We start from the raw sequence: 26,467 nt of genomic DNA on the forward strand, positions 1-26,467 counted from the left end.
GACGCCGGGAGGCACCTGGGTCAGGAGGTCTTCTCCTGCCAGCCCTGGAGCAGCAGGGTGAACTGTTTGCGCGCCTTCGCCCAGTCCCGCGCGGGCGACGACATGTAGAGCGCGTACTCGGTGCCGTCGCGGGCGATGTACGTCTCCTCGATGGCGCGGCGCGGGCCGGGGAACTTGGTGTCCTTCGCCCGCGCGGTCCAGGTGTACTCCCACAGGGCGCCGCCCCGGTCACGGTAGACGTTGCGCTCCAGGGTGACCCGCCTGTAGTCGACGAGATCCTTCAGTTGCTGCTCCAGGTCGAGCTGGTGCGCGTACGGGTCGCCGAAGTCCGGGGAGGTGTCGACGGCGATCCGGACGAAGTGCCGACCGCCGTCGGGCGTGTAGTCGATCTGCTTGAGCTCGCCCTGCGGGCCGAAGGGCTTGCGCTTCCAGCCCTTGGGCAGGGAGAGGCTGAAACCCGCGGGGTCGTCGTGGCGGACCCAGCCGTCGGGTTCCGACCCCCCGGACTGCTGTGTGCTCGCGGGATTCACGGAGCCGGAGGTGCCGCCCGGCGTCTGCCGGCCCTCGTTCCACTGCTGGAGCACCACTGCGGTGGTCCCACCGATGATGGCCGCGAGCGCGACCACGAGGGCGACGGTACGCAACCGGCGGCGCCGGCCGGAACCGGCCTGCTGCGGCCCTGACGGCTGCGGGCCCGTCGCCACCGGGCCGACCGTGGTGGGACCGGTCGTCGAAGTGCCGGTGACGGGGGTGCCCGTGGCCGGGGTGCCGGCGAGCGGCGGGAGCGGCGTGCGGGTGTGCGATCCCGAGCCGGTGCCGACCGTGCCCGTACCGCTGTGGACGTCCTGGTACGTGCCTCCGTACTGCGTCGGGACGTACGCCTGCGCCCCGCCCGGGCGTCGCCCCTCCGCCGCCTCGGCGAGCAGGTGCTCGGCCTCGGACGCGTCGGGCCGGGTGGCGGGATCCTTGCGCAGCAGAGCGGTGATGACGGGGCCGAGCGGACCGGCGTGCTGCGGCTCGGCGGCTTCTTCCTCGACCACGGCCTGCATGGTGGTCAGCGGTGTGGTGCGGCGGAACGGCGAGCGGCCCTCGGCCGCCGTGTAGAGCGTCGCGCCGAGCGCCCACAGGTCGGAGGACGGGCCGGGGTCGTGGCCGCGCACCCGCTCGGGCGCCAGGTAGTCGACCGAGCCGACGACCTCTCCGGTGCGGGTGATGGTGGTGTCGCCCTCGATCTGGGCGATGCCGAAGTCGGTGAGCAGGACGCGTCCGTCCCGGCCGAGGAGGACGTTGCCCGGCTTGACGTCGCGGTGCAGGACGCCGGCGGTGTGCGCGGCGCGCAGGGCCCGCAGTACCCAGAGGCCGATGCGGGCGGCCTCGCGCGGCTCGACCCGTCCGTCCTCCTTGACCGCGTCCGCCAGGGAGCGGCCCTCGACCAGTTCCATGACGATCCACGGGCGGCCGTCGTGCTCCAGCACGTCGTGCACGGTGACGACCGCGGAGTGGTTGATCCGCGCGGCGGCCCGCGCCTCCGCCCGGGTGCGGGCCAGCAGGATCGCCTGCTCGCTCTCGGAGACGTAGAGGGCCGCCGTCAACTCCTTGATGGCGACGGACCGGTGCAGCACCTCGTCATGGGCGCGCCACACCCGGCCCATGCCGCCGCTGCCGATCGAGTCGGCGAGCCGGTAGCGGCCCGCGACGAGCTGGCCCTGCATCTGATTCACGTTGCCCCGCAATGGTCTTGACAGGGTCAGCGTAAGGACCCGCCCTTCCTCAGGGAACAAGCGGGGTACCACGGTGACCGCACTGTGACGGTTGTCGCCTGCCGGGACGGGAGGCAACCAGAGGTTGAACTACCGCGTACAGTCGGCGCGCCGACTCTCAGCCCGTCGCCTTGTAGGTCGCCGCCGCCTGCTCGTACAGTCGCGTCACCTCGTCCCGCTCGGCCTCCGGGCCGCGTACCTGCACCACGTGGTACCGCCCGCCGATCAGCATCGCCAGGTTGCGCACGTACAGCTCGCCCCCGTCGCCGCCGGTCCAGGTGAACTGCCCCTCGGCCATGGTCCGTCCGCCCACCTCTATGGTCTTCAGGCCGGTGGAGGTGGCCCAGCTGGAGTCGCGGTAGGGCTGCAGCTCGCGCTCCTTCTCCCGCTGGTAGGCCATCGGGTCGCTGCCGTACCGCGACGCGCTGTCCCGGCCCGGTACGACGATGAGCTCGAAGTCGCCCTTCGTGTAGACGACCTGGCCGCTGCTGCTCCCCGAGGTGCGGTCCCAGCCCTTGGCGACGGCGACCTGGAAGCCCGCCGGGTCCTTGCGCAGGGTGAAGCCGTCGGCGGTCCCGGGGCCGGTGGTCTGTGTCTCGGTGGAACCGGATGACGTCGAGGGGCTCTGCTCCGGGGCGGGGGACGTCTGGTCCGGCCGGGGTTCGCTGCTGGCGTCGGGCTCGGGCGCCTGGCTGACCTCGCCGGCGGCCCCGGTGCGGTCCGTGCCGTTCGCGCCGTCGGTCTGCGACTTGGGCATGAAGAGCATGGCGTAGGCGATCGCGGCGGCCATGGCGAGCAGGACCAGCAGGAGCAGGGTGCGGCCGAGGCGCTTGGGCGACCCGGACTCGCGTTTGGCCCGCTTGTGCCGCCCGTGGTGGGCGGGCAGCCCGGCCCGCCGCCTGCGCACGAGCTCGCCCCGGCGGCGTACGACGGGCAGCCTGCTGGCGTCCGCGGGCGGTGCCGCGATCACGTGCACACCGGCTTCCGGCTCCGGCGCCGACCGTACGAGCGAGCGCAGCCAGCCGCGCAGTTCCTCGAAGTCGAGGCGCTCGGTGGGGTCCTGACGCAGCAGCGACTCCACGACCGGCCGGAGCGGCCCGCACTCCTCGGCGTAGGCGGGCGGTTCGGCGCACACCATCTGCACCAGCTCGGCCGTCGACTCCTCCGGGTAGGGCGCATGGCCCTGTACGGCCCGGAAGAGCAGCGCGCCGAGGGCCCACAGGTCGGTGGCGGGGCCGATCGGCGCGGCCAGCTGCCAGTTCTCGTGCACGGGTCCGGCCTGCTCCGGCGCCCAGCGTTCCGTCACGGGCCCCACCACGGCCATGCGTGCCTGCCGGGCCCGCTCGGCGGCGAGTGCCGTGGCCGGGCCGCGCCGGGAGGCAGGGGTGTGGGCGGCCAGGTCGTCCCACCGGGTGGGAGCGCTCGGGTCGGCGGTGTCCGCCACCGGCGGGAGGGCCGCCTGTTCCTGGCTCGGCGGCGTGGGTGCGCCGCCGGGGCCGCCGCGGGGGGTGGCGCCGTGCCATGCGGTGGTCCGGGGGGCGCCGCGCACGCCGTAGGGGTCGGCTGTCTGCCCCGGCGGGATCGCGCCGGAGCCCGTGCTCTGTCCGGGGACGTACGGCGACTGCGCCGAGCCGTTTCCGTGGGGCGCGGGCCCGTTGTCCGGGGCGGGCCGGGCACCGGGCAGCGCGGCCCGGCCGTTCTGCTGCGCCTCCTGGACCCGGGCGGCGGCCCTCGCGCCCGCCCGGTAGGCGGCGATGGCTCCGGCGCGCGCGGCGCGTGGGTCCGCACTGTCGTCCGTGCTCCGGCGGGCCGGCACCACCGAGCCGCCACCACCCGTCGTACCGCCCCCGGCCGTCGGCAGCCCCCTGGACTCCCGGGCCTCTATGGCGGCACGCCGCGCGGCCTCGGGGTCGCCCGGGCCACCGATGGCACCGGGACCGCCCGCGCCCCCTGAACCGCCGGCGTCGTTCGCCCTCCCGGACGCGCCGCCCTCCTGCCCCGGGCCCCGGCCGGGCTCGTCGGAGGTGGGCACGGGGTCGTACCCGCACAGCGCTTCCTCCGCCGCGCCCACCGCGAGCCCGGTCAGCATGATCCGGCCGTCGTCGCAGACGAGGACCGTCCGCGGGGTGATGTTGCGGTGCACCCAGCCGTGGGCGTGCAGCACCCGCAGCGCCATGAGGACGTCGGAGGCCACCTCGGCCGCCCGGTAGGGCGTCAGCGGCTGCTCGGCGAGGAGCGCCGCCAGCGGACGTGCGGCCACCAGCTCGCTGACGATCCACAGCGAACCGCCCTCGGCGAAGACGTCGAAGACCTGGTCGAGTCGCGGATGGTCGGGGATGGCCGCGGCAGCCTGAGCGGCCTCCACCGCGCGCCGTACCACCGGGTCCGTGGGCCACCGGAGGCCCGGACGCCCGCCGGGCCGCCGGGCACCGGCGTCACGCGCCGTGAATCCGTCGGGCAGCCCCTCCGCGTCGAGGACCTCCGCCTCGACCACTTCCGGCAACGGCACCTGCCGGACCAGGACTTCCTGCCCGCTGTAGGTGTCGAAGGCCCGGCTCTCGGTGAGTTCGTACTCGTCGGACGGCGGCAGCGGCAGGCGGTAGCGGTCGGCGAGTACCCGTCCCGCATAGTCGTCCACGATGCCTCCCCCGCCAGCCCGGTCGGTCACATCCGTTCGCTCCACGGCCCGTTCCGGCTGCGCACGGTCCGCAAATATTTACGATACGTGCCGCGGGCAACCCGCATCGTGAGGATGCGAGATCTGCCTCCCCAAACCCGGCACCGCTCACGCTCAGGACTTGGGTTCGAAGGTCTTCGTCAGCGTCCGCCACGTCTCCTTGCGCAGCTCACCGCTCCAGTCGGCCGCCTTCGCCGTGTACATCAGCGCGTAGCCCTGCCGGTCGTCGACGACGAAACCCCGGTCGATGGTCCGGTACCTGGTGCCGCCGTCGGCGTAGGTGAACTCCCAGTCGGCCGTGTTCCAGCCTCGGTAGCTCACCTTCTCTATACGGATCTTCTTGTACTGCGCGCGCTGCATGTAGCGCTCCTGGTTCCTCCAGTCCGCCACCGGGTCGCCCTTGGGCGTGGACGTCCAGGCGATGAGCAGCTTCTGCCCGTCGGGCCCGGTGAACCGGTCGCCGGCGGCGCCCGTGGACCGGTACTTCCATCCCTTGGGCAGTCCGATCGAGTACCCCTGGTTCCCCTGGTGCGTCGACTCGGCCGCGGTGCCCTTCCCGGCGGACCCCTCCTCCGCCTCGCCCGAAGTCCCGCCCGTCGGCGTGCTGTTCGAGGAGGGGGCGGACTGCGCGGGCTGCGACGACGCCGTGTTGTCGGTGCGCGTGCCGTCGCTCTCGTCGTTCTTGGTGTCGGGACCGCTCGACGCGGTGCTGACGGTCTTGCCGCCGCTGCCGCCCGCGGCGCCCTTCGAGCCCTTGTCGTCGCCGCTGAGGGCGATGGCGAGCACGGTGCCGACCACGGCGAGCGCCACGACCACCGCGATGATCAGCAGGGTGCGCCGTGGCACCACGTCGGTGAGCGGCGCCCTCGGCACGGGCCTCGGCGGCAGGTCCGGCGGCGGCACCACGGGCCATCCGGAACTCCGGCCCCCGGAGGCCGTCTTCGCCTCCTGCGCACTCCGCTCACCGGCGCCGGCGGCCGCACCCGGTCCCGGCTTGGCCGCGGACGCGCCGGCGGTCCCGGTGCGGGCCGTGCCGTCGTCCGCTCCGGAGGACGCAGTTCCGCTCTCGGTCCCGGTACGGGCGGCGGCCGACGCCCCGGCCGTTCCCGCCGCGGCCTTGCGCACGGAACGCAGCGCCCCGCGCAGCCGCTCCCCGGCCTCCTCGCCCCGCTTGCTCCCGGCCCCCGCCGGACTCCCCTTGCGCGAGGACCGGTCGGGCTGGGCCGGCAGCGGCACGACCTTCGTCGCGTCCAGCGGCTCCGGCTCGGCCCGCTCGGGTGCGTGGAGGACCGAGTTCAGCATCGCGCGGGCGCCCGCGTCGTCGAGCCGCTCGGCGGGATCCTTGGTGAGCAGGCCGCGGATGACGTCCGCCAGCGGGCCGGCGTTCTTGGGCTCCTCCAGCGGCTCGGTCATCACGGCCGTGAGAGTCGCTATGGCCGACCCCTTGTCGTACGGCGGCGCGCCCTCCACCGCCGCGTACAGCAGACCGCCGAGCGACCACAAATCGGCCGCCGGGCCCGGCTTGTGCCCGCGCGCCCGCTCCGGGGAGATGTAGGAGGGCGCGCCGACGAGCATGCCCGTCGAGGTGATGGACGGGTCGCCCTCGACCTGGGCGATCCCGAAGTCGGTGAGCACGACCCGGCCGTCCTCGGCGATCAGCACGTTCGACGGCTTCACGTCGCGGTGCAGGATGCCCTCGCGGTGCGCGGACCGCAGCACGTCCAGGACGGCGAGACCGACCTCGGCGGCGCGCTTCGGCTCGAGGAGGCCGTCCTCCCGGATGACCTCGGCGAGCGACTTGCCCTCGACGAGTTCCATCACGATCCAGGGCCGGTCGTCCTCCTGGACGACGTCGAAGACCGTCACGGCGCTGTTGTTGCGGATCCGCGCGATCGCCTTGGCCTCGCGCAGCGTCCGCGTGATCAGCCGCCGCTTCTCCTCCTCGTCGATGTTCGACGGGAACCGCAGCTCCTTGACGGCGACCGTCCGCCCCAGGGTCTCGTCCTGGGCCCGCCACACGGTGCCCATGCCTCCCCGGCCGAGGACCTCGCCGAGCCGGTACCGCTCCGCGAGGAGACGGTCCCTGTTGTCCTTACGAGTGTCCTGACGAGTGTCCTGACGAGATGTGCCCGCCCGCTCCGCCTCCGACATGCGTCCCCTCATACAACCCGCCCTGACAGAGCCTCCATTGTCTCTCACCCGACAAGTGCCCGGCGCCCTGGGGCCCGACCACCGGGAACCCGGGTGCGGTACGCCGGGCGCCGCCCTGCATGATGGGCCCGGACCAGGGAGGAGGCCGCATGCCGCCGTTTCGGACATTGCTGGCGCTTCCTGTGTCCCTCGCCCTCCTCGGTCTGCCCCAGGCCGACTCCTCGGCCCTGTCGGACCCGCCCACGAACGCGGTGCTCCCGCTGCTGGTGACCCGGGGCGGAGCTCCCGCCGCGGCCCTGCTGGCTCGCGAGGGCGGCACCACCCGCTATGCGCACGCCGGGCGGGGAATCGCCCGGTCGGACCACTTCCGCGCGGGCAGCGTCACCAAGACGTTCATCGCGACGGTGGTGCTGCAACTGGCCGCCGAGCACCGGCTGTCGCTGTCCGACACCGTGGCGGAGCACCTGCCGGGCCTGGTGCGGGGAGCGGGCAACGACGGCCGCGCGCTGACCCTGCGCTCCCTGCTCACCCACACCAGCGGCCTGTACGACTTCACCGCGGACACCCGAGGAAGGGCGCCCCTCACCCCGAGTCAGGCCGTACGCATCGCACTCACCCACCCTCCGGGCACGCCCGGCCGCTTCTCCTACTCGAACACCAACTACGTCCTGCTGGGCCTGGTCATCCAGCAGGTCACCGGCCACTCGTACGCGACCGAGACCGAGCGCCGCATCCTCACTCCGCTGCGTCTGACGGGCACCTCGTTCCCCGGCTCCCGCTCCGCACTGCCCTCCCCGCACGGCCGCGCCTACTCCGCCGACGGAACCGACGTCACCGCGCTCGACCCGCGCGTGGCCGGCGCCGCGGGCGAGTTGGTGACCACGCTCGACGATCTGGACCGCTTCTACGCGGCCCTGCTCGGCGGCCGGCTGCTGCCCCCGCACCAACTGCGCGAGATGCTCGACACCCGTGCCGCACACGGCGCGTACGGCATGGGCCTGTTCCCCGAGAGACTGCCGTGCGGCACCACGGTGTGGGGGCACAACGGGTTCATATCCGGCAGCTATGTGCGCACCGCGGCCACCGTCGACGGCCGGCGTGTCCTCACGTTCCGCGTGAACACCGACGCGATCGCGGACCCCGAGCTCGAACCCGCGGTGCTCGCGGCCGAGTTCTGCCCGCGCGCCTCGTAGCAGGGCAGGGGCGCCTACAACGGCACGATGTCCGGCGCTCCCAGCCGCGCCGCGTCCGCCGTCAGGTCGTCCGGCTGGCGCTGCGACTCCCGTTCGGCCTCCACCCGCTTCTCGTAGTGCTGGACCTCGCGCTCGATCTGGTCCTTGTCCCAGCCGAGGACCGGCGCCATCAGCTCGGCGGCGGCGCGGGCGCTGCGAGTGCCCCGGTCGAAGGTCTCGATCGAGATGCGGGTACGCCGGGTCAGCACGTCGTCCAGATGCCGCGCCCCCTCGTGCGAGGCCGCGTACACGATCTCGGCGCGCAGGTAGTCGTCGGCCGCCGGCAGGGGCTCGCCCAGCGACGGGTCCTCGGTGACGAGCTCGAGGAGCTCCTCCGCCATCGCCCCGTACCGGTTCAGCAGGTGTTCCACCCGCACCACGTGGATCCCGGTCCGGGCGGCTATCCGCGCCCGCGCGTTCCACAGCGCCGGGTAGCCCTCGGCGCCCAGCAGCGGCACGTCCTCGGTGACGCACTCGGCGACCCGCATGTCGAGCCCGTGCACCGCCGCGTCCACCGCGTCCTTGGCCATGACCCGGTACGTCGTGTACTTGCCGCCCGCCACGACGACCAGCCCGGGCACCGGATGCGCCACGGTGTGCTCGCGCGACAGCTTGCTGGTGGCGTCCGACTCGCCCGCGAGCAAGGGGCGCAGCCCCGCGTACACGCCCTGGACGTCGTCCCTGGTGAGGGGCACCGCGAGCACCGAGTTCACATGTTCCAGCAGGTAGTCGATGTCCGCGCTGGACGCGGCCGGGTGCGCCTTGTCGAGGTCCCAGTCGGTGTCGGTCGTCCCGACGATCCAGTGCCGGCCCCAGGGGATGACGAACAGCACGGACTTCTCCGTGCGCAGGATGAGCCCGGTCGTGGAGTGGATGCGGTCGCGCGGCACGACCAGGTGGATGCCCTTGGACGCCCGTACGTGGAACTGGCCGCGCTCCCCGACCATGGCCTGGGTGTCGTCCGTCCACACGCCGGTCGCGTTGACGACCTGCTTGGCGCGGACCTCGTACTCCCCGCCTCCCTCAACGTCCTGCACCCGCGCGCCGACGACCCGCTCGCCCTCGCGCAGGAAGCCGGTCACGCGCGCCCGGTTGGCCGCCTGCGCGCCGTACGCCACCGCCGTGCGCACCAGGGTCGCCACGTAGCGAGCGTCGTCCATCTGGGCGTCGTAGTACTGGAGCGCCCCCACGAGGGCGTCCTTCTTCAAGCAGGGCGCCACGCGCAGGGCGTGAGAGCGGGTCAGGTGGCGGTGCATCGGCAGGCCCCGGCCGTGGCCGCGCGCCATGGACATGGCGTCGTACATCGCGACGCCCGAGCCGGCGTACAAGCGCTCCCAGCCCTTGTGCTGCAAGGGGTACAGGAACGGCACGGGCTTCACCAGATGCGGGGCGAGCCGCTCCAGCAGCAGGCCGCGCTCCTTCAGGGCCTCTCGTACGAGCGCGAAGTCGAGCATCTCCAGATAGCGCAGGCCGCCGTGGATCAGCTTGCTGGACCGGCTGGAGGTGCCCGAGGCCCAGTCACGCGCCTCGACCAGTCCCGTGGACAGGCCTCGCGTCGCGGCGTCGAGGGCGGTGCCGGCCCCGACCACGCCTGCGCCCACCACCAGCACGTCCAGCTCGCGCTCGGCCATAGATGCGAGTGACTCGGCGCGCTGCGCCGGCCCGAGTGTCGCTGTCCTCACCGCTGCCTCCCGCTCATCGGTCGCGCCGGCCGCACCCGTCGGGTGAGACCCCGTCCGTACCCCCCATGCCCAAATTCTGACCGGGTTGCCCGACTTCAGCCACCACGGGCCGACAGCCTGTGGACAACGCTCACGGAACACTCACCGAAACTCGGCCGAGCAATCCCACATAACGGTCATATTTACTCCTAGTCTGACATTGCGCTCGCCCGTCCTGTCCACAGGGCTTGCGCACCTGTCCCACTTCGGCTATCGGGAAGGACGGCCACGCCATGCCCGCAGACCTCGCCGTCATCGGACTCGGACCGTACGGCCTGCCCCTGGCCCAGGCCGCCGTCGCCGCCGGCATCCCCACCATCGGCTACCGGACCGGCCCGGAGGCCGGCTCCCTCAGCCCCGCCGAACAGCGCCGGATGCTCTCGGGGGGCTTCCGGCTCACGACGAACGCCGCCGAACTCGGCCGGGTGCGCACCGCGGTCATCTGCGCACCGACCCCCCGAGCCGCGGACGGCGGGCTGGACCTCACGCAGGTGGAGGCCGCTGCCCGCACCCTCTCCGCTCACCTGCGCCCCCACACGACTGTGATCCTTGAGTCCCCTGTGTACCCCGGGACGACAGAGGAATTCCTGCGCACCCTCCTCGAAGAGGGCTCGGGACTGCTGGCGGGCCGCGACTTCCACCTCGCCTACTCCCCCAGCCGCGTCGACCCCGGCAACCGCGACTTCACCCCCGCCAACACCCCCAAGGTCATCGGCGGTCTCACCCCGGCCTGCACCGAGTCGGCCGCCGCCTTCTACGGACGGCTGACCGACAAGGTGGTACGCGCGCGTGGACCACGGGAAGCGGAGACCGTGCAGGTGCTGGAGACCAACTACCGGCACGTGAACATCGCCCTCGTCAACGAGATGGCCGTCCTCTGCCACGACCTGGGCGTCGACCTGTGGGACGTCGTCCGCTGCGCGGAGACCAAGCCCTTCGGGTTCGAGGCCTTCCGTCCCGGCCCCGGCGTCGGCGGCCACACCGCCCCGCAGGACCTGACCGCGCACGGCGGCCGCACCCTGCGCATGGTGGAGCTCGCCCAGCAGGTCAACCGCCGCATGCCCGGCTACGTCGTCCAGCGCGCCGCCGCGCTGCTCAACGAGCACGGCAAGTCGGCCCGGGGCGCGCACGTCCTGCTCCTGGGCGTCACCTACAAACCCGACCTCGCCGACCTGCACGACACCCCCGCCCAGGAGGTCGCGCTCCGCCTGATGGAACTGGGCGCCTCGGTCAGCTACCACGACCCGTACGTCCCCGAGTGGAGCGTCCTGGACCGCCCCGTCCCCCGCGCGGACTCCCTCTACGAGGCTGCTGCCGACGCGGACCTGACCATCCTGCTCCAGCAGCACCGCACGTACGACCTCCAGGGCCTGTCGGTGAAGGCCCAGCTACTGCTGGACACGCGGGGGGCGACGCCCATGGGGGCGGCGCATCGGTTGTGAAGGGGGCGCGTGGGGTGCGCGCACCCCGGGAGCTGGTGGCATGCCGCGCGCGGCGCGGGTACCGTACGGAACCAGGTGGAGCCCACCGCAGTGGCCACTGCAGCGGGCTCCGGGCGATTCACGGAGTGTCCACCCCTAGGTTACGTAGGGGTGGCCGCTCATCGCCCGTAGATCCACAAGACACACCTCCTCCGGAACTTCACGAGCCGCAGCCAGTACTGAGCCGGCCGAAGCCGAATGCGGTCCCATCGGGTGGGCTTGCGGTGACGGCCCATGGGCGCGCCCCCTTCCACGACGCCACCCATTGGCCCGGTAGGCAGCACGTCGGAATTCGGGCCGGGCCCCGAGGGCCGGGGTCCGGAACCGTGTCCTTGGAAGGGGGCGCCCCAGACAACCGGGTCGCCGATCACGGACGCTACCGCCCCGCTACGCCCGTTCGGCCCACATTCGCCCCGAACGCAACCACGCGCCCCTGCCCCACAACGCGCCCCGTCCACGCACCCCCGAGCACGCAAAAGGGCCGGTCACCCCACCCGCAGGGGAGTGACCGGCCCTTTCCCAGACCTTGAGGCCTAGCGTCGGTGCTGTGAGTCCGCCACCGTCACCTCGACCCGCTGGAACTCCTTGAGCTCGCTGTACCCGGTCGTGGCCATGGCGCGGCGCAGGGCGCCGAAGAGGTTCATCGAGCCGTCGGGCGTGTGGGACGGGCCCGTGAGGATCTCCTCGAGGGTGCCGACCGTGCCGAGGGCGACCTTCTTGCCGCGGGGCAGCTCCTCGTTCACGGCCTCCATGCCCCAGTGGTGGCCCTTGCCCGGGCCGTCGGTCGCGCGGGCCAGCGGGGACCCCATCATGACCGCGTCGGCGCCGCAGGCGATCGCCTTCGGCAGGTCGCCGGACCAGCCGACACCGCCGTCCGCGATCACGTGCACGTACCGGCCGCCGGACTCGTCCATGTAGTCACGCCGGGCCGCGGCCACGTCGGCGACCGCCGTCGCCATGGGGACCTGGATGCCCAGCACGTTGCGCGTGGTGTGCGCCGCGCCGCCGCCGAAGCCGACCAGCACACCGGCCGCACCCGTGCGCATCAGGTGCAGGGCCGCCGTGTACGTGGCGCAGCCGCCGACGATCACCGGGACGTCCAGCTCGTAGATGAACTGCTTCAGGTTCAGCGGCTCGTGCGAACCGGAGACGTGCTCCGCGGAGACCGTCGTACCGCGGATGACGAAGATGTCCACGCCCGCGTCGACGACGGCCTTGGAGAACTGGGCCGTGCGCTGCGGGGAGAGCGCGGCGGCGGTGACGACGCCGGAGTCGCGCACCTCCTTGATGCGCTGCCCGATCAGCTCCTCCTTGATGGGGGCCGCGTAGATCTCCTGGAGGCGGCGGGTCGCGGTCTCCTCGTCCAGCCCGGTGATCTCGTCGAGCAGCGGCTGCGGGTCCTCGTGCCTCGTCCACAGACCCTCGAGGTTCAGCACACCGAGGCCGCCGAGCTCGCCGATGCGGATCGCGGTGGCCGGGGAGACGACCGAGTCCATGGGGGCGGCCAGGAAGGGCAGCTCGAAGCGGTAGGCGTCGATCTGCCAGGCGATCGAGACCTCCTTCGGGTCCCGGGTACGGCGGCTGGGGACGACCGCGATGTCGTCGAAGGCGTACGCCCGGCGGCCGCGCTTGCCGCGCCCGATCTCGATCTCAGTCACGTCTGTGGCCTTTCCCTGATGCGTTGCAGCGTCTTCCAGTATCGCCGACGGGCATGACGAGGGCGGCCCCGGATCCTTCCGAGGCCGCCCCATCAGGCCTGGTGCCTACTGACGGCTGTAGTTCGGCGCCTCGACCGTCATCTGGATGTCGTGCGGGTGGCTCTCCTTCAGGCCCGCCGAGGTGATGCGGACGAAGCGGCCCTTGGACTCCATCTCCTCGATGGTGGCCGCGCCCACGTAGCCCATGGTCTGGCGCAGCCCGCCGACGAGCTGGTGCAGCACGTTGGCCAGGGGGCCGCGGTAGGGCACCTGGCCCTCGACGCCCTCGGGCACGAGCTTGTCGTCGGAGGCCACCTCGGCCTGGAAGTAGCGGTCCTTCGAGTACGACTTCGCCTGGCCGCGGGACTGCATGGCGCCCAGCGAGCCCATGCCGCGGTAGGACTTGAACTGCTTGCCGTTGATGAAGAGCAGCTCGCCCGGCGACTCCTCGCAGCCCGCGAGCAGGCTGCCCAGCATGACCGTGTCGGCACCGGCGGCGAGGGCCTTGCCGATGTCGCCGGAGTACTGCAGACCGCCGTCGCCGATCAGCGGGATGCCGGCGGGGCGGGCGGCGAGGGAGGCCTCGTAGATGGCGGTGACCTGCGGGACGCCGATGCCGGCGACCACGCGCGTGGTGCAGATCGAGCCGGGGCCCACGCCCACCTTGATGCCGTCGACACCGGCGTCGATCAGGGCCTGCGCACCGTCGCGGGTGGCGACGTTGCCGCCGATCACGTCGACGGAGACGCTCGACTTGATCTTCGACATCCAGCTGAGGGCGTTGCTGTTGTGGCCGTGCGAGGTGTCGACGACCAGGAAGTCCACCCCGGCCTCGGCGAGCGCCTGGGCGCGCTCCAGGGCCTCGGGGCTGGCGCCCACCGCGGCGCCGACCAGCAGCCGGCCCTCGGCGTCCTTGGCGGCGTTGGGGTACTTCTCGGCCTTGACGAAGTCCTTGACCGTGATCAGGCCCTTGAGGATGCCCGCCTCGTCGACGAGCGGCAGCTTCTCGATCTTGTGGCGGCGCAGCAGCTCCATCGCGTCGACGCCGGAGATGCCCACCTTGCCGGTGACCAGCGGCATCGGCGTCATGACGTCACGCACCTGGCGGCTGCGGTCGGTCTCGAAGGCCATGTCGCGGTTGGTGACGATGCCGAGCAGCTTGCCCGCGGGGTCGGTGACGGGGACGCCGCTGATGCGGAACTTGGCGCACAGGGCGTCGGCCTCGGCGAGGGTCGCCTCGGGGTGCACCGTGATGGGGTCGGTCACCATGCCGGACTCGGACCGCTTCACCAGGTCGACCTGGTTGACCTGGTCCTCGACCGACAGGTTGCGGTGCAGCACGCCGACGCCGCCGAGTCGGGCCATCGCGATCGCGAGGCGGGACTCGGTCACCTTGTCCATCGCCGCCGACAGCAGCGGGATGTTGACCCGTACGTTGCGGGAGATCCGGGACGAGGTGTCGACCGCGCCCGGCAGCACCTCGGATGCGCCCGGCAGCAGCAGCACGTCGTCGTAGGTCAGCCCGAGTGTCGCGAATTTACCGGGCACTCCGTCGACGTTTGCAGTCATGACACCTTCCCCAAATGGCCTTGATCGGTGCGGATGTCCATGCTAACGGGAAGCGCGGCTGTCTCATTCCACGGTTCCGGTCGGCTCCCGGCTTCGTATGTTCGTACGGAAGCGACGCACTGCCTGTTCAACCAAGGGCTGTGGAAGGCCTACTGCTCGGCCAGCGCCCGCAGCCTGCTCAGCGCCCTGTGCTGCGCCACCCGGACGGCACCGGGTGACATTCCCAACATCTGGCCCGTCTCCTCGGCCGTGAGCCCCACCGCGATCCGCAGCAGCAGCAGCTCCCGCTGGTTCTCGGGGAGGTTGGCCAGGAGCTTCTTGGCCCACTCCGCGTCGCTGCTCAGCAGGGCGCGTTCCTCCGGTCCCAGGGAGTCGTCGGGCCGTTCCGGCATCTCGTCGGAGGGCACGGCGGTCGAACCGGGGTGGCGCATCGCCGCGCGCTGGAGGTCGGCGACCTTGTGGGCGGCGATGGCGAAGACGAACGCCTCGAAGGGGCGCCCGGTGTCCCGGTAGCGGGGCAGTGCGAGAAGCACCGCGACGCAGACCTCCTGGGCCAGGTCCTCCACGAAGTGCCGGGCGTCGCCCGGGAGGCGGGACAGACGGGTGCGGCAGTAGCGCAGCGCCAAGGGGTGGACACGGGCGAGCAGGTCGTGCGTGGCCTGCTCGTCTCCGTCGACGGCGCGGTGGACGAGCGCACCGATCGCCCCTTGGGCATGGACCGCCTCGTCGTCACGCATCGGTCCATGGTGCCTTGCGGCCGTCGGGCCCGTGACACCACGCCCGTTGTTGTGCACCGAAGCGTTATGAGCAAGTGCGCCGGAACTCATCCCCTGCGCCCTCCCCTTCCGCTCGACCGACTCGTCCCCGAGGAACTCCACACCCTCAAGGATGCGGCATCAGCCGCGAAACGAGCAGCGGGCACCGGGCGGGCCCCCGGCCCACCCCCGCCCACCTGGCTTTCCGTGCCTCCGCCGCGCTCCCCGCGCCACAGGCGGCCGCCGCTGGAGCCTGCCGTTCGGATCGCCCCGGGGACGCGGGGCCGCGCGTACACCGCCCCGAGCTCTCGACATCGCCCGGGCAGGGCGGCACCGCCGTCGACGGCCGGCCCGCGCCCACGTCCGTGCGGCTCGCGCGGGGGCATCCGCGTGCCCCCGCTCCCCGGTCCGCACCGGCCGCCGCGTGTCGCAGCAGGCCCGACCCTGTCGGTGTCCTGCGACCCGATCCGAACGCCAGGCCCTAGCGCACCAGACCCCACCGGAAGCCGAGCGCCACGGCGTGGGCCCGGTCCGAGGCGCCGAGTTTCTTGAACAGGCGCCGGGCGTGCGTCTTGACGGTGTCCTCGGAGAGGAACAGCTCGCGGCCGATCTCCGCGTTGGAGCGGCCGTGGCTCATGCCTTCGAGGACCTGGATCTCACGCGCCGTGAGCGTCGGCGCGGCCCCCATCTCGGCCGAGCGCAGCCGGCGCGGGGCGAGCCGCCAGGTCGGGTCGGCGAGGGCCTGCGTCACCGTCGCGCGGAGTTCCGCGCGGGAGGCGTCCTTGTGCAGGTAGCCGCGGGCACCGGCGGCGACCGCGAGCGCGACGCCGTCCAGGTCCTCGGCGACGGTGAGCATGATGATGCGCGCACCGGGGTCGGCGGACAGCAGCCGCCGGACCGTCTCGACGCCGCCCAGGCCGGGCATGCGTACGTCCATCAGAATCAGGTCCGAGCGGTCGGCCCCCCAGCGGCGGAGGACTTCCTCGCCGTTGGCCGCCGTCGTCACGCGCTCTACGCCGGGCACGGTCGCGACCGCGCGACGGAGCGCCTCTCGGGCAAGCGGGGAGTCGTCGCAGACGAGGACGGATGTCATGACCGCCCTCCGCAGCTGATGCGCGTCACCTTGAGCCTCCAGGCTGGTACGAAATCGTCACCTGTGCGGTCGACCGTCTCGGACACCAGCCCGAGCACTTGTTCCTTCAACCGCCTCGCACTCTCAACGACGGTCACTCGAAAGAGTTACGGGGCCGTCCGCCATCTTCGGCACTCTACGTGAGGGGGCGGACACGGTGCAGATATGCACAGCGGACCCTCGAACTTTCATCACAACCTATGCCCCATTCAGACCCATTTCTTCCACTTTGCCGGTGTCTGGAGCTAGATTCGCAATGAGTCATATTTTCATCTCCTTAGATCGTAGTTGTACGGTCGTGGACACCGGATCCGCACAGAACGGCTACAAGGGGTCACGTAATGGCAGATTTCTCCCGCCTTCCCGGACCGAACGCGGACCTGTGGGACTGGCAGCTGCTGGCTGCCTGTCGTGGGGTGGACAGCTCGCTCTTCTTCCATCCGGAGGGCGAACGCGGTGCGGCTCGGAGTGCTCGCGAGAACTCGGCCAAAGAGGTCTGCATGAGGTGCCCGGTACGCGCCGAGTGCGCTGCCCACGCGCTGGCGGTGCGTGAGCCGTACGGCGTGTGGGGCGGGCTGACCGAGGACGAGCGCGAAGAGCTCATGGGGCGGGCGCGCAACCGACTGGTGTCGGCGTCGACATCCAGCGGCCACGCCTCCTCGAACAACTGAAGGAACGTTTCTGCGGCACGGGCGTACGTGCCGTCGGCTGTGGCCGCGAGTCCGCCGCCGTCAGCGGCTCGCCGCCCGTGCCAGCTGGTCGAGCGTCGCCGCCACCGCCGGGACCTGCGCGAGATCGGGCAGGGTCAGCGCCACGATCTCCCGCCGTACCACCGGCTCCAGCGCCACGGTCCGCACGCCACGCGGCCGTACGGACTCGACGGCCAGCTGGGGAAGCACGGCCACGCCCAGACCGGCGCCGACCAGGCCGGCGACCGCCGGGTAGTCGTCGGTGGCGAAGTCGATGCGGGGGGTGAAGCCGGCCGCCGCGCACACCTCGACCAGCTGCCCACGGCAGCGCGGGCAGCCGGCGATCCACGGCTCCCGCGCGAGCTCGTCGATGGCGACGGACCGCGCGTCCGCGAGCCGGTGCCGTTCCGGCACGAGGGCGACGAGCCGGTCTGCCAGCAGCGGCCGTACGACGAGGTCGTCCCACTCCTCGGCGCCCGCCGCTCCCTCGTAGCGGAAGGCGAGCGCCACGTCGCAGTCGCCCTCGCGCAGCATCCCGACCGAGGCGGGCGGCTCGGCTTCCTCCAGGAAGACACGGGTGCCGGGGTGGGCGTCGCGCAGGGCGGCGAGGGCCGTCGGCACCAGGGTGGAGCTGCCGCTGGGGAAGGAGACGAGCCGGACCCGTCCCGCGCGCAGCCCGGCGATCGCGGCGACCTCCTCCTCCGCAGCCGTGAGCCCGGCGAGGATCCCGGCGGCGTGCCGCACCAGGGCCTCGCCGGCCTGGGTCAGCCGCATCTCGCGTCCCGTGCGGATCAGCAGAGGGGTGCCGACCGAGGTTTCCAGGGCCTTCATCTGCTGGCTGACGGCGGGCTGGGTGCAGCCCAGTTCCCGCCCGGCGGCGGAGAAGGAGCCGGTGGCGGCGACGGCGCGCAGGACGCGGAGATGACGAGCTTCGATCACCCTTCGAGGATAAGCGACCCTTTGCCTCTGCTCCGGATAATGCATCGACGCTTTGGGGTCCGCCCCCTTACCGTGCGGGCATGAGGCTTCTGTCAGTGAATCTGGGCCGCGCCGAGGCCGTGCCGTACACGGACAACCCGGCGGGCGTGACCGGGATCGACAAGCAGCCGGTGGACACGCCCGTGCGGGTGTCGGCGCCCGGGCCCAAGGGCGTCGGGGGCAGCGGGCTCGCCGGGGACGCGGTGTGCAAGCTGGAGCACCACGGCGGCGACGACCAGGCGGTGTACGCGATGGCACGCGAGGACCTGGACGCATGGGAGCGCGAACTGGGCCGGTCGCTGCCGCACGGGGCGTTCGGCGAGAACCTCACGACCGAGGGCCTCGACGTGTCCGGCGCGCGGATCGGCGAACGCTGGCGCATCGGGCCGGCGGTGGTGCTGGAGGTGACCTCCGGCCGGATCCCCTGCCGCACGTTCCAGGGCCACCTGGACGAGAAGGGCTGGGTGAAGCGGTTCACGCAGCGGGGCGCGCCTGGGGCGTACCTGCGGGTGATCGAGCCCGGGGAGATCCGGGCGGGCGACCGCGTCGAGATCGCGCACCGGCCGGACCACGACGTGACGGTGGCCCTCCAGTTCCGGGCGGTGACCACCGAGCGGACGCTGCTGCCGCGGCTGCTCCCGGCGGGCGAGGCGCTGCACCCGGAGGTGCTGCGGCAGGCACGGGAGTACGCGGAGCGGCACGGGGCCTGACGGCGGCTCACCGCGCCCGTCTCCACGGACCCTTCACCGGGGAAGCCCCTGATCGGAAGCGGACGCACTCCGTCCGGGTCACTAACCTTGCGCCATGACAACGGCTCTGATTACGGGATCGACGGCAGGCATCGGGGCCGCGTTCGCGCGGCGACTGGCGTCCGACGGGCACAACCTCGTCCTGGTGGCCCGCGACACCAAGCGGCTGCGGGAACAGGCGACCGAGCTGCACGACCGACACGGCATCGAGGCGGAGGTGCTGACGGCCGACCTGGCCGAGGACGAGGGCATCGAGGCGGTGGCCGACCGGCTCGGCGACCGCAGGAGCCCGGTCGACCTCCTGGTCAACAACGCGGGCTTCGGCAACAAGGGCCGCTATCTCGACGTCTCCATGGCCGACGAGTTGCGGATGCTGAAGGTGCACTGCGAGGCGGTGCTGCGGCTGACCTCGGCGGCGACCGGGGCGATGCGCGAGCGCGGCCGCGGCGGGGTCGTCAACGTCGCCTCGGTGGCCGCGTTCGTCCCCCGAGGCACCTACGGCGCGTCCAAGGCCTGGGTCGTGCAGTTCACCCAGGGCGCCGCGCGTGACCTGGCCGGCAGCGGTGTACGGCTGATGGCGCTCTGCCCCGGCTTCGTGCGCACCGAGTTCCACGAACGGGCCGGCATGGGCACGGACAATATCCCGGGCTGGATGTGGCTCGACGCGGACAAGCTGGTGACGGCGGCGCTGCACGACCTGGCCCGGGGCAAGACGCTGTCCATCCCGGATCCGCGGTACAAGGCGCTGATGGGGGCGACGAAACTGGTGCCGCGCGGGATGCTCGGGGCGATCTCGTCGCGGACGGGGCGGAAGTACGGGCCGCAGTAGGAGCCTTGGGCCAAGAGGCGACGGGCGGCTCCTGTTGGGACAATGAAGCTGTTCAGCCGGACCCAGGGGGGCCGGAGGCGAGGTCATGACCTTCGTACAGCTCATCGAATGCAGGACCAGTCGGCTCGACGAGATGAACCGGCTGATGGACCGGTGGGTCGAGCAGACCAAGGGCAAGCGGACCGCGACGCACAGTGTGGTGGCGAAGGACCGGGCCGACGCGTCGCATGTCGTCGAGATCGTGGAGTTCCCGTCGTACGAGGAGGCGATGCGCAACTCCGGGCTTCCGGAGACGGACCGGATCTTCCGGGAGATGGTGGCGCTCTGCGACGAGGAGCCCACCTTCACGGATCTGGACGTGGTGCGCGACGAGCAGTTGTACGCGGCCACCGCGCGCAGGTTCTTCGAGCTCGCGCCCGGCCAGGGCGACGCGCCCCCGTTCAACGACGTCTTCATCGAGGACTACCACGACCACGACCCCGCCAACCCGCAGGACGTCATCGGGCTGGACGCGCTGCGCCGCGAGGTGGAGGTGTGGCGGGGCGGCTTCGACTTCTCGTTCACGATCGAGGAGCAGATCGCCCAGGGTGACCGGGTGTGCACCCGGTGGTCCTGGAAGGGGCACCACAAGGGCGACTTCCTCGGGATCCCGCCGACCGGGAAGGACGTCACCATGACGGGGACGACCGTCCACCGGTGCGCCCCGGACGGGAAGATCGCCGAGGGCTGGTGGGAGTACGACCGGCTGGGGCTGATGCAGCAGCTGGGGGCGCTGGAGCCCACGGAGCTCTGACCTCGGGGTGCTCTTCAGGCTTCAGGGCAGCAGACCCGTGCGGCGACGGCGCGCACACGAGGTTGTGCGGCGTCCACACCCCGGTCTGGCGACCGCTGTTGTCGACACCGCACGATGTTCAGGGGGAGGGACGGGCAGCCGGAAACGGTGACCGTGAGCGCGATGCGCTGAGTGCGCCACGTGGCCCGGCGTCGGCAGCATGACGGCCAGGGCTCACGGAGCCGCCGCAGCCGAGACGTCCGGGCGTCGGTGTCAGTGGGGACGACTAGGATTTTGGACCTGTCTTCAGGGGAGGATCACCACGCGCGGCGCGTACGGGGCCTCCCGCCACCGTCTCCCGGAGGTGCTCGGTGCCCGCTGCTCCGAAACCGGCTGCTCCCACACCACGTGAACGCTGGTTTCAGCCGCGACGATCGGGTTTCCGCTGGGAGCAGGAGGGACTGGACCACCTCCGTGGACTGATGCCGGGGACCGAGCCTTATCGGGCGTGGGCCACGTTCCAGTTCACCGGGGCGTCCGGGCGCATCAACGAATGCGATGTACTGATCGCGGTTCCCGGTGGGGTCTACCTTCTCGAACTCAAGGGACATCCGGGCCGCGTCGTGAACCACGGCGACACCTGGCAGTTCCACGGCGACGACCGGGTGCGGACGCTGCGCAACCCTCTGCATCTGACCGACCTCAAGGCCAAGGAGTTGAAGGGGCAGCTGGAGCGGGCGGCCCGCACGCTGGGGATGGATCCTCGGCAGGTCCCCTTCATCAAGCCCGCCGTCTTCCTGCACGACCCGGGTCTGGTAAGCGGCCTCGACGAGTTCCAGCGCACTTCCGTCTACGGTCGCAACGACGGGGCGAGCGGACTGCCGAAGGTCTGGGACGACCTGCTCGGCCGCCCCCCGGAGCGAGAGAGCTGGCGCATCACGCCGGTGATCGGCCAGCGTCTCGAACAGCTGATGCGGCGCATCGGCATCAGCCACTCCACCGCCCACCTGCGGTTCGGCGACGACTGGAAGCTCCAGCCGCGCGCGCTGGACGCCGGCCCCGGCTGGGAGGACCGGCTGGCGGTGCGGGACGACGGGCTGGTGCAGGAGAGCGGACGGGTCCGTATATACCTGGCCGGGCAGGCCGCCTCGGCGGAGCAGCGGGCGAAGGTGGACCGTGCGGCCCGCCGTGAGTACCAGGTGCTCCAGGGGATCAACCACCGCGGCATCGTGCAGGCGGCGCAGATCCGTGAGCACCAGGGCGGTCCGGCGATCCTCTTCCGGCACCGCGAGTCCGATCTGCGGCTCGACGCCTATCTCGACGCGTACGGCGGCCGGCTCACCCCGGCGGTGCGGCTCGACCTGGTGCGCCAGCTCGCCGAAGCAGTGCGCTACGCGCACCACCGCTCCCTGTACCACCGGGCGCTGGCCGCCCGTTCTGTCTATGTGTCTGCCCGGGAGGACGGCAGCGAACCGGTGCTGCGCATCGCCGACTGGCAGACCGCCGCCCGCGACTTCGAGACGACGCTGCACCGCTCACTGGGCGACACCCCGCTCGACGCCGGTCTGATCGCCGACACGGCACAGGTGTATCTCGCGCCCGAGACGGACCAGGAGTTCGCCGACCCCGGCGATCTCGACGTGTTCGGGCTGGGGTCCCTCACCTATCTGCTGCTCACGGGCCGGCCGCCCGCGGACCGGCGCAGTGCGCTGCTGGAGCGGTTGCAGAGCGACGGAGGGCTGCATCCCTACGCGGTCACCGACTCGGTCTCGTCCGCCCTGGACACGCTCGTCTTCCGTGCCACGACGGCGGACGTACGGGACCGGCTCGCCTCTGTCGACGAGTTCCTGGAGCTGCTGGCCGCCGCGGAGGCCGACGCGGCGGCGCCGCAACCGTCCGCGGGGCCGTCGGCCGATCCGCTGACCGTGCAGCCCGAGCAGCCGCTGGGCGACGGCTGGACGGTGGTCCGGGTCCTCGGTACGGGCGCCACCGCCCGTGCCCTCCTGGTGCGCCGGCCGCTGCCGGAGGTCGAGGAGCAGGAAGTCCGCGTCTTCAAGGTCGCCCTCGACCGGGAGAAGGACGCCCGCCTGTACGCGGAGGCCAAGGCGCTCAAGGAGGTCGGCGGCGGCCGGATCGTCAAGCTGCTCGCCGAGCCGAGGGAGCTGGCGGGGCACACGGTCCTCGAGATCGAGTACGCGGGCGGCTACCGCGGCGCGGACGACCGGGAGCCGGTGAGCCTGGGCGCGCGGCTCCGCGACCAGGGCCCTCTGGGGTACGACCAGCTGGAGCGGTTCGGCAACGACCTGTTCCAGGCGCTGGACGCGCTGGCGGCGCGCGGGGTGCGGCACCGGGACGTCAAGCCGGACAACCTGGGTCTGTTCAAGCGCAGTGACGGCTCCTGGCAGTTGATGCTGTTCGACTTCTCCCTGGCCGACGCCCCGGACCAGGACGTGCACGCCGGTACCCGCGGCTACCTCGACCCGTTCCTCGGTGGGGCCGGCCGCTCCCGGTACGACGACCACGCCGAGTGGTACGCCGCAGCCGTCACACTGCACGAGATGGCGTCGGGCGAGCGCCCGGTGTGGGGCGACGGCCAGAGCGATCCCCGTATGGCCGCCGATGCCGCCCCGCACGTCGCCGCTGAGCTGTTCCCGCAGGCGCTCAGCGAGGGTCTGAAGGGCTTCTTCGAGCGGGCCCTGCACCGGGACGTGGAGCAGCGTTTCGACTCGTTGCGGCAGTTGCAGGAGGCGTGGCGGCAGGTCTTCCGGGCCGCCGACGCCGCCCATCCGGCGACCACGCCGGCCACCGTCGGGCTGAGCGCCGAGGATCTGGAGGACGTTCGCGAGCAGGCCGCGGAGGCCGCGACGCTGAAGACACCGCTGGCGGCGGCCGGTCTGTCGCCGCGTGCCGTGTCGGTCGCCGAGGGGTTGAAGGCGCACACGGTCGAGCAGCTCCTCGACATTCCCCCGCACCTCATCTCCCGGGCCCGGGGCGCGGGCAACGCGATCCGCAAGGAGCTGAACCGCCGCCACCGTCAGTGGACACAGGCGCTGCGCCGCCGTCCCGCGCCGACGCGGCCGGTCACTCTGGAGCCGGATGCGCCCGAGGAGGCTCTTGAGTCGGTCGACACCCTGGCCGCCCGGCTCACGCCGCCGGAGGGCAAGCGCCGGACCCGGCCGCGCTCGGACGTGGTACGGGCCACGCTTCAGCTGCCCGGTGTGCTGGAGGAGGATGAGGCGCTGGAGCCGTGGCCGGCGCAGAGCCTGATCGCGAAGGCGCTGGGCATCAGCCAGCCGACGGTTTCGCAGAACCAGCAGGTGGCGGTCGAGCAGTGGGCGGGAATGCCGTGGCTCGGCAGGGTGCGCGACGAGGTGGTGGCCATCCTCACCGAGCGGGACCGGGTGTCCACGGCGGAGGAGCTGGCGGCCGAGCTGCGGGCGCGGCACGGCGCGGAGGCCGGCGCTCCCGCCGTGTCCCTGGCCAGGGCGCTGGCCGTGGTGCGCGCGGCGGTCGAGGCGGAGATCCGCAAGCGGGACGACGCCCCGGCCGGGGCCGGCTCCGGTGGATCGGCCGAGGCACCCGCGCGGCTGGCCGTGCAGCGGCGCGGCGGCCGGGTCGTCCTCGCGCTGGAGGACCAGCCGGGCTCCGACGATCCGACCCCCGCCGAACTGGCCGACTACGCCGCGGCGTTGGGTGAAACGGCCGCCGGCCTGGCCCGCCGGGAACCGCTGCCCGGCCGGACCACGGTGCTGCGTGAGCTGCGTGCCGTCGCGGCTCCCGACGGCATGGCACCGCTCGCCGACACCCGGCTGGTGGAACTGGCCGCGTCGATGGCGGGCGGGGTGGCGTTCTCGCCGCGTCTGGAGCTGTTCCCGCTGGATCTGGGACTCTCCCGTGCTCTGCGCATCTCACAGGCCGCGGCGGGGGTTCGGCCGGAGAGCGGTATCCCGCTCGAGGACCTGCTGTCGCGGGTACGGGCGCGATTCCCCGGTCTGGCCGTGCTGGACGAGACGACGTACGTCGAGCTGACCGAGGCATTGACCGAGGCGGGTTTCCCTCTGGACTGGGACACCGGGCGGCGGCGCTTCTTCCCGAAGGCCGAGGAGGCCGGCGGCAGCCGACTGCCCCTGTCGTCCTCCGTACTGACCAGCACCGGCTCCCTGTACGCGGCGGCACAGGGCCGCATCGCCGAGGGCCGCGACCCGCGGGAGGTGCTGTCCGCACGGCTTGCGGAGTCCCGGCGCCTCGGCGGCTTCCTCGCGCTCACCCTCAAGGGCCCCGACCTGCCGGGCGTCGCCGACGCGCTGGCCGCCCGGTACGACACGGCGGCCGTGTCGCTGAGCGCAGTGTTCCTGGAAGCCCTGCGGAAGCTGGCCGAGGAGCAGTCAGTGCGCTGGCAGGCGCTGCTGAAGGCGGACGCGAAGTTCTCGGCGACGGGCACGCTGGGCGCGGCGCTCGCCTCGTACACGCGGCTGGCGGCGGAGCGGGTGAGGCAGCGGGTCGTGGACCTCGCCGAGGAAACGGGCCCGCGCACCGTGGTCCTGCTGCACGAGGCCGGTCTGATCGCCCGCTACTGGGACGCCGGCGGCCGTGAGCTGCTGGCCGGCCTCCAGCAGGCGGCCCGCCGCCCGGCGGACATGCCGCACGGCCTGTGGCTGCTGCTGCCGGCGGAGGACCCGCGCGCCACGCCCACGCTGGACGGGCGGACGGTGGAGGTGGTGGACCGGGCCACCGAGTGGGAGGTGCTGGACGGGTTGTTCCTCAAAGGGTTGAGAGCACTCTGAGAACGCTTTGTTCACCCACCTGATTACCGAGTTCGGCTTGCCAAGTCTCATTACCGACGATTCACTTGCACGAAGTCCGGTGAAACTAGGTTCTGGAAGGAGGTACGAGGTGCTTCTCAACTTCCGGGTGGCCAATCACCGGTCGATCAGGGACGAGCTGGAGTGGCAGCTGCACCCTGTGTACGACGGGGACCGGCCCACGGGTACATCCTGGCAGGCAGTGCCCGTGGCAGGGATCTTCGGGTCGAACGCGGCCGGCAAGTCGAACGTCGTGGACGCGCTGCGCTACATGGCGACCATGGTGATCCGCTCTCCGCTCCTGGCGGAGGACGGTGAGGGGATGCGCAGGCAGCCCTTCTTACTGGACACGGTGGCCCCCTCGGAGGCCTCCTGGTACGTCGCCGACCTCCTGCTGCGCGGAGTGCGCTACAGCTACGGCTTCGAGGTCGACGACGAAAGCGTCCTCAGTGAGTGGCTCTACGCCTATCCCACGGGCCGCAAGAGGGTGGTGTTCGAGCGGGACGGCGAGGACTTCCGCGTCGGCAGCTCGGAGCGTGAGGCCAAGGCCTTGACCACAGTGGCCGAGGTAACCGCGCCGAACGCCCTCTTCCTCTCCATGGCGGCCAGGTCAAGGGCGTCTGTGACATCGCTCGCGCGGGTGTACCGCTGGTTCCGTGAGGAACTGGTGTTCCGCGGTCCGACGTCGGAGCGTCGTTTCGGCCACCCACATTTCCTGATGCGGAACCTGGCCTCGCGGCTGAGCAGGGTCGGCGAGCCGGCTCACCTGAGGGACCTGCTGCGGGCTGCGGACCTCGGCATCGAGGACTTCCGGGTGGAGACCGTGGAGGAGGACCCCTTCGAGGACCGTCGGTCCCAGTTCAAGGGGCAGCCCGCCGTGGACGCGAAAGCGGCGGAAGCGGCGGAAGCGGTGATCGACACGCCGCGATCGGTACGCCACGTGCGGCACGAGCTCTGGTTGAGGCACACGGGCAGAAACGGCTCGTTCGAACTTCCCCTAAGCGCAGAATCGTTGGGAACGAAGGCGACCGTGGAGTACGCACTCGCACTGGAGCAGGTGACCAGCAGGGGCGGCACGCTCGTCGTCGACGAACTGGACAGCAGCCTCCATCCTCGTCTGAGCGCTTTCCTCGTCGGCCTCTTCCAGGATCCGGAGCGCAATCCGCACGGCGCGCAACTCCTCTTCACTAGTCATGACGTGAGCCTGCTCGGCCGCAAGGCCGGTGAGGACATTCTCAAGCGGGACCAGATCTGGTTCGCGTCGAAGAACGAGTTCGGCGAGACCTCGCTCTATCCGCTGTCCGACTTCCGGCCACGGCAGGACGAGAACAGAGAACGGCGGTACTTGAGCGGAAGTTATGGCGCAGTACCGGTGATCGACGATACCTTCGCGTTGGCGATTGCCGGGCGAGGGGGAGCGGGTGGCGAGGCAGCCGAAACCGGATGGCAGGAAGACACCGAGGCGTGAGTCCA

At 72.0% G+C, this 26,467-nt stretch carries 17 protein-coding genes; 8 read left to right on the plus strand and 9 right to left on the minus strand.

All coding sequences use genetic code 11. From position 1 onward, the window contains the following. Nucleotides 1-20 precede the first annotated feature (20 nt). From ABZ016_RS05200 to ABZ016_RS05210, 3 genes are all read right to left on the minus strand, one after another. Complete coding sequence (locus tag ABZ016_RS05200) at nt 21-1,712, minus strand: serine/threonine-protein kinase (RefSeq protein WP_356915193.1); 1,692 nt, start codon at nt 1,710-1,712, stop codon at nt 21-23. A gap of 166 nt (nt 1,713-1,878) precedes the next feature. Further along, a complete protein-coding gene (locus ABZ016_RS05205) occupies nt 1,879-4,398 on the minus strand; it encodes a protein kinase (RefSeq protein WP_356915194.1) in 2,520 nt (839 codons plus the stop codon). Nucleotides 4,399-4,551: 153 nt separating this feature from the next. Further along, the gene (locus ABZ016_RS05210; protein ID WP_356915195.1) at nt 4,552-6,588 is read right to left on the minus strand and encodes a serine/threonine-protein kinase; all 2,037 of its coding nucleotides are present in this window, start codon (nt 6,586-6,588) and stop codon (nt 4,552-4,554) included. A gap of 149 nt (nt 6,589-6,737) precedes the next feature. Between ABZ016_RS05210 and ABZ016_RS05215 the strand changes: the two genes are divergently transcribed. Beyond that, nucleotides 6,738-7,781 (plus strand): serine hydrolase domain-containing protein, encoded by a 1,044-nt coding sequence (locus ABZ016_RS05215; protein WP_356915196.1) that lies wholly within the window; start codon nt 6,738-6,740, stop codon nt 7,779-7,781. A 14-nt stretch (nt 7,782-7,795) separates the two neighbouring features. Here the strand turns inward: ABZ016_RS05215 and ABZ016_RS05220 are convergent, their stop codons facing one another. Further along, nucleotides 7,796-9,502 (minus strand): glycerol-3-phosphate dehydrogenase/oxidase, encoded by a 1,707-nt coding sequence (locus ABZ016_RS05220; protein ID WP_356915197.1) that lies wholly within the window; start codon nt 9,500-9,502, stop codon nt 7,796-7,798. Nucleotides 9,503-9,774: 272 nt separating this feature from the next. On the opposite strand from ABZ016_RS05220, the gene ABZ016_RS05225 reads away from it, so the two are divergent. Further along, on the plus strand, nt 9,775-10,983 hold the full coding sequence (locus tag ABZ016_RS05225; RefSeq protein ID WP_356915198.1) for a nucleotide sugar dehydrogenase: 1,209 nt from the start codon (nt 9,775-9,777) through the stop codon (nt 10,981-10,983). A gap of 572 nt (nt 10,984-11,555) precedes the next feature. Here ABZ016_RS05225 and ABZ016_RS05230 read toward each other — a convergent pair. From ABZ016_RS05230 to ABZ016_RS05245, 4 genes are all read right to left on the minus strand, one after another. Next, on the minus strand, nt 11,556-12,680 hold the full coding sequence (locus ABZ016_RS05230) for a GuaB3 family IMP dehydrogenase-related protein (RefSeq protein ID WP_356915199.1): 1,125 nt from the start codon (nt 12,678-12,680) through the stop codon (nt 11,556-11,558). Nucleotides 12,681-12,785: 105 nt separating this feature from the next. Next, nucleotides 12,786-14,288, minus strand: a complete 1,503-nt coding sequence (gene guaB / locus ABZ016_RS05235; protein WP_356915200.1) for an IMP dehydrogenase — start codon at nt 14,286-14,288, stop codon at nt 12,786-12,788. A gap of 149 nt (nt 14,289-14,437) precedes the next feature. Next, entirely contained in the window at nt 14,438-15,025 is a 588-nt protein-coding gene (locus tag ABZ016_RS05240) for a sigma-70 family RNA polymerase sigma factor (RefSeq protein ID WP_190195893.1), read from the minus strand. 499 nt (nt 15,026-15,524) lie between these two features. After that, a complete protein-coding gene (locus ABZ016_RS05245) occupies nt 15,525-16,136 on the minus strand; it encodes a response regulator transcription factor (RefSeq protein ID WP_003948568.1) in 612 nt (203 codons plus the stop codon). 380 nt (nt 16,137-16,516) lie between these two features. On the opposite strand from ABZ016_RS05245, the gene ABZ016_RS05250 reads away from it, so the two are divergent. After that, nucleotides 16,517-16,846: a WhiB family transcriptional regulator gene (locus tag ABZ016_RS05250; protein ID WP_345660699.1), complete on the plus strand. Its 330-nt coding sequence runs from the start codon at nt 16,517-16,519 to the stop codon at nt 16,844-16,846. Between the two features lie 60 nt (nt 16,847-16,906). Here the strand turns inward: ABZ016_RS05250 and ABZ016_RS05255 are convergent, their stop codons facing one another. Beyond that, nucleotides 16,907-17,803, minus strand: coding sequence for a LysR family transcriptional regulator (locus ABZ016_RS05255; protein WP_356915201.1), 897 nt, complete (start codon nt 17,801-17,803; stop codon nt 16,907-16,909). Nucleotides 17,804-17,883: 80 nt separating this feature from the next. Here ABZ016_RS05255 and ABZ016_RS05260 point away from each other — a divergent pair, with 80 nt between their 5' ends. The 5 genes from ABZ016_RS05260 to ABZ016_RS05280 all read left to right on the plus strand — a co-directional run bounded on the left by ABZ016_RS05260 (nt 17,884) and on the right by ABZ016_RS05280 (nt 26,462). Next, a complete protein-coding gene (locus ABZ016_RS05260) occupies nt 17,884-18,552 on the plus strand; it encodes an MOSC domain-containing protein (protein WP_356915202.1) in 669 nt (222 codons plus the stop codon). 94 nt (nt 18,553-18,646) lie between these two features. Beyond that, nucleotides 18,647-19,420 (plus strand): SDR family oxidoreductase, encoded by a 774-nt coding sequence (locus tag ABZ016_RS05265; RefSeq protein ID WP_356915203.1) that lies wholly within the window; start codon nt 18,647-18,649, stop codon nt 19,418-19,420. An 85-nt stretch (nt 19,421-19,505) separates the two neighbouring features. Next, a complete protein-coding gene (locus tag ABZ016_RS05270; protein ID WP_356915204.1) occupies nt 19,506-20,213 on the plus strand; it encodes an ester cyclase in 708 nt (235 codons plus the stop codon). A gap of 350 nt (nt 20,214-20,563) precedes the next feature. Beyond that, nucleotides 20,564-24,976 (plus strand): BREX system serine/threonine kinase PglW, encoded by a 4,413-nt coding sequence (gene pglW / locus ABZ016_RS05275; RefSeq protein WP_356915205.1) that lies wholly within the window; start codon nt 20,564-20,566, stop codon nt 24,974-24,976. A 7-nt stretch (nt 24,977-24,983) separates the two neighbouring features. Beyond that, nucleotides 24,984-26,462 carry an ATP-binding protein gene (locus ABZ016_RS05280; RefSeq protein WP_356915206.1) on the plus strand — a complete coding sequence of 493 codons (1,479 nt, stop codon included), beginning with the start codon at nt 24,984-24,986 and terminating at the stop codon, nt 26,460-26,462. Nucleotides 26,463-26,467 lie beyond the last annotated feature (5 nt).

Source organism: Streptomyces sp. NPDC006372, from assembly GCF_040612515.1.
Classification (GTDB): Bacteria; Actinomycetota; Actinomycetes; order Streptomycetales; family Streptomycetaceae; genus Streptomyces.

Excerpts from the sequence above, each read along its gene's own strand:
- ABZ016_RS05200 (WP_356915193.1), bottom strand. The coding sequence starts at position 1,712 with ATGCAGGGCCAGCTCGTCGCGGGCCGCTACCGGCTCGCCGACTCGATC.
- ABZ016_RS05210 (WP_356915195.1), bottom strand. The coding sequence starts at position 6,588 with ATGTCGGAGGCGGAGCGGGCGGGCACATCTCGTCAGGACACTCGTCAG.
- ABZ016_RS05215 (WP_356915196.1), top strand. The coding sequence starts at position 6,738 with ATGCCGCCGTTTCGGACATTGCTGGCGCTTCCTGTGTCCCTCGCCCTC.
- ABZ016_RS05225 (WP_356915198.1), top strand. The coding sequence starts at position 9,775 with ATGCCCGCAGACCTCGCCGTCATCGGACTCGGACCGTACGGCCTGCCC.
- guaB (WP_356915200.1), bottom strand. The coding sequence starts at position 14,288 with ATGACTGCAAACGTCGACGGAGTGCCCGGTAAATTCGCGACACTCGGG.
- ABZ016_RS05240 (WP_190195893.1), bottom strand. The coding sequence starts at position 15,025 with ATGCGTGACGACGAGGCGGTCCATGCCCAAGGGGCGATCGGTGCGCTC.
- ABZ016_RS05245 (WP_003948568.1), bottom strand. The coding sequence starts at position 16,136 with ATGACATCCGTCCTCGTCTGCGACGACTCCCCGCTTGCCCGAGAGGCG.
- ABZ016_RS05250 (WP_345660699.1), top strand. The coding sequence starts at position 16,517 with ATGGCAGATTTCTCCCGCCTTCCCGGACCGAACGCGGACCTGTGGGAC.
- ABZ016_RS05260 (WP_356915202.1), top strand. The coding sequence starts at position 17,884 with ATGAGGCTTCTGTCAGTGAATCTGGGCCGCGCCGAGGCCGTGCCGTAC.
- ABZ016_RS05265 (WP_356915203.1), top strand. The coding sequence starts at position 18,647 with ATGACAACGGCTCTGATTACGGGATCGACGGCAGGCATCGGGGCCGCG.
- ABZ016_RS05270 (WP_356915204.1), top strand. The coding sequence starts at position 19,506 with ATGACCTTCGTACAGCTCATCGAATGCAGGACCAGTCGGCTCGACGAG.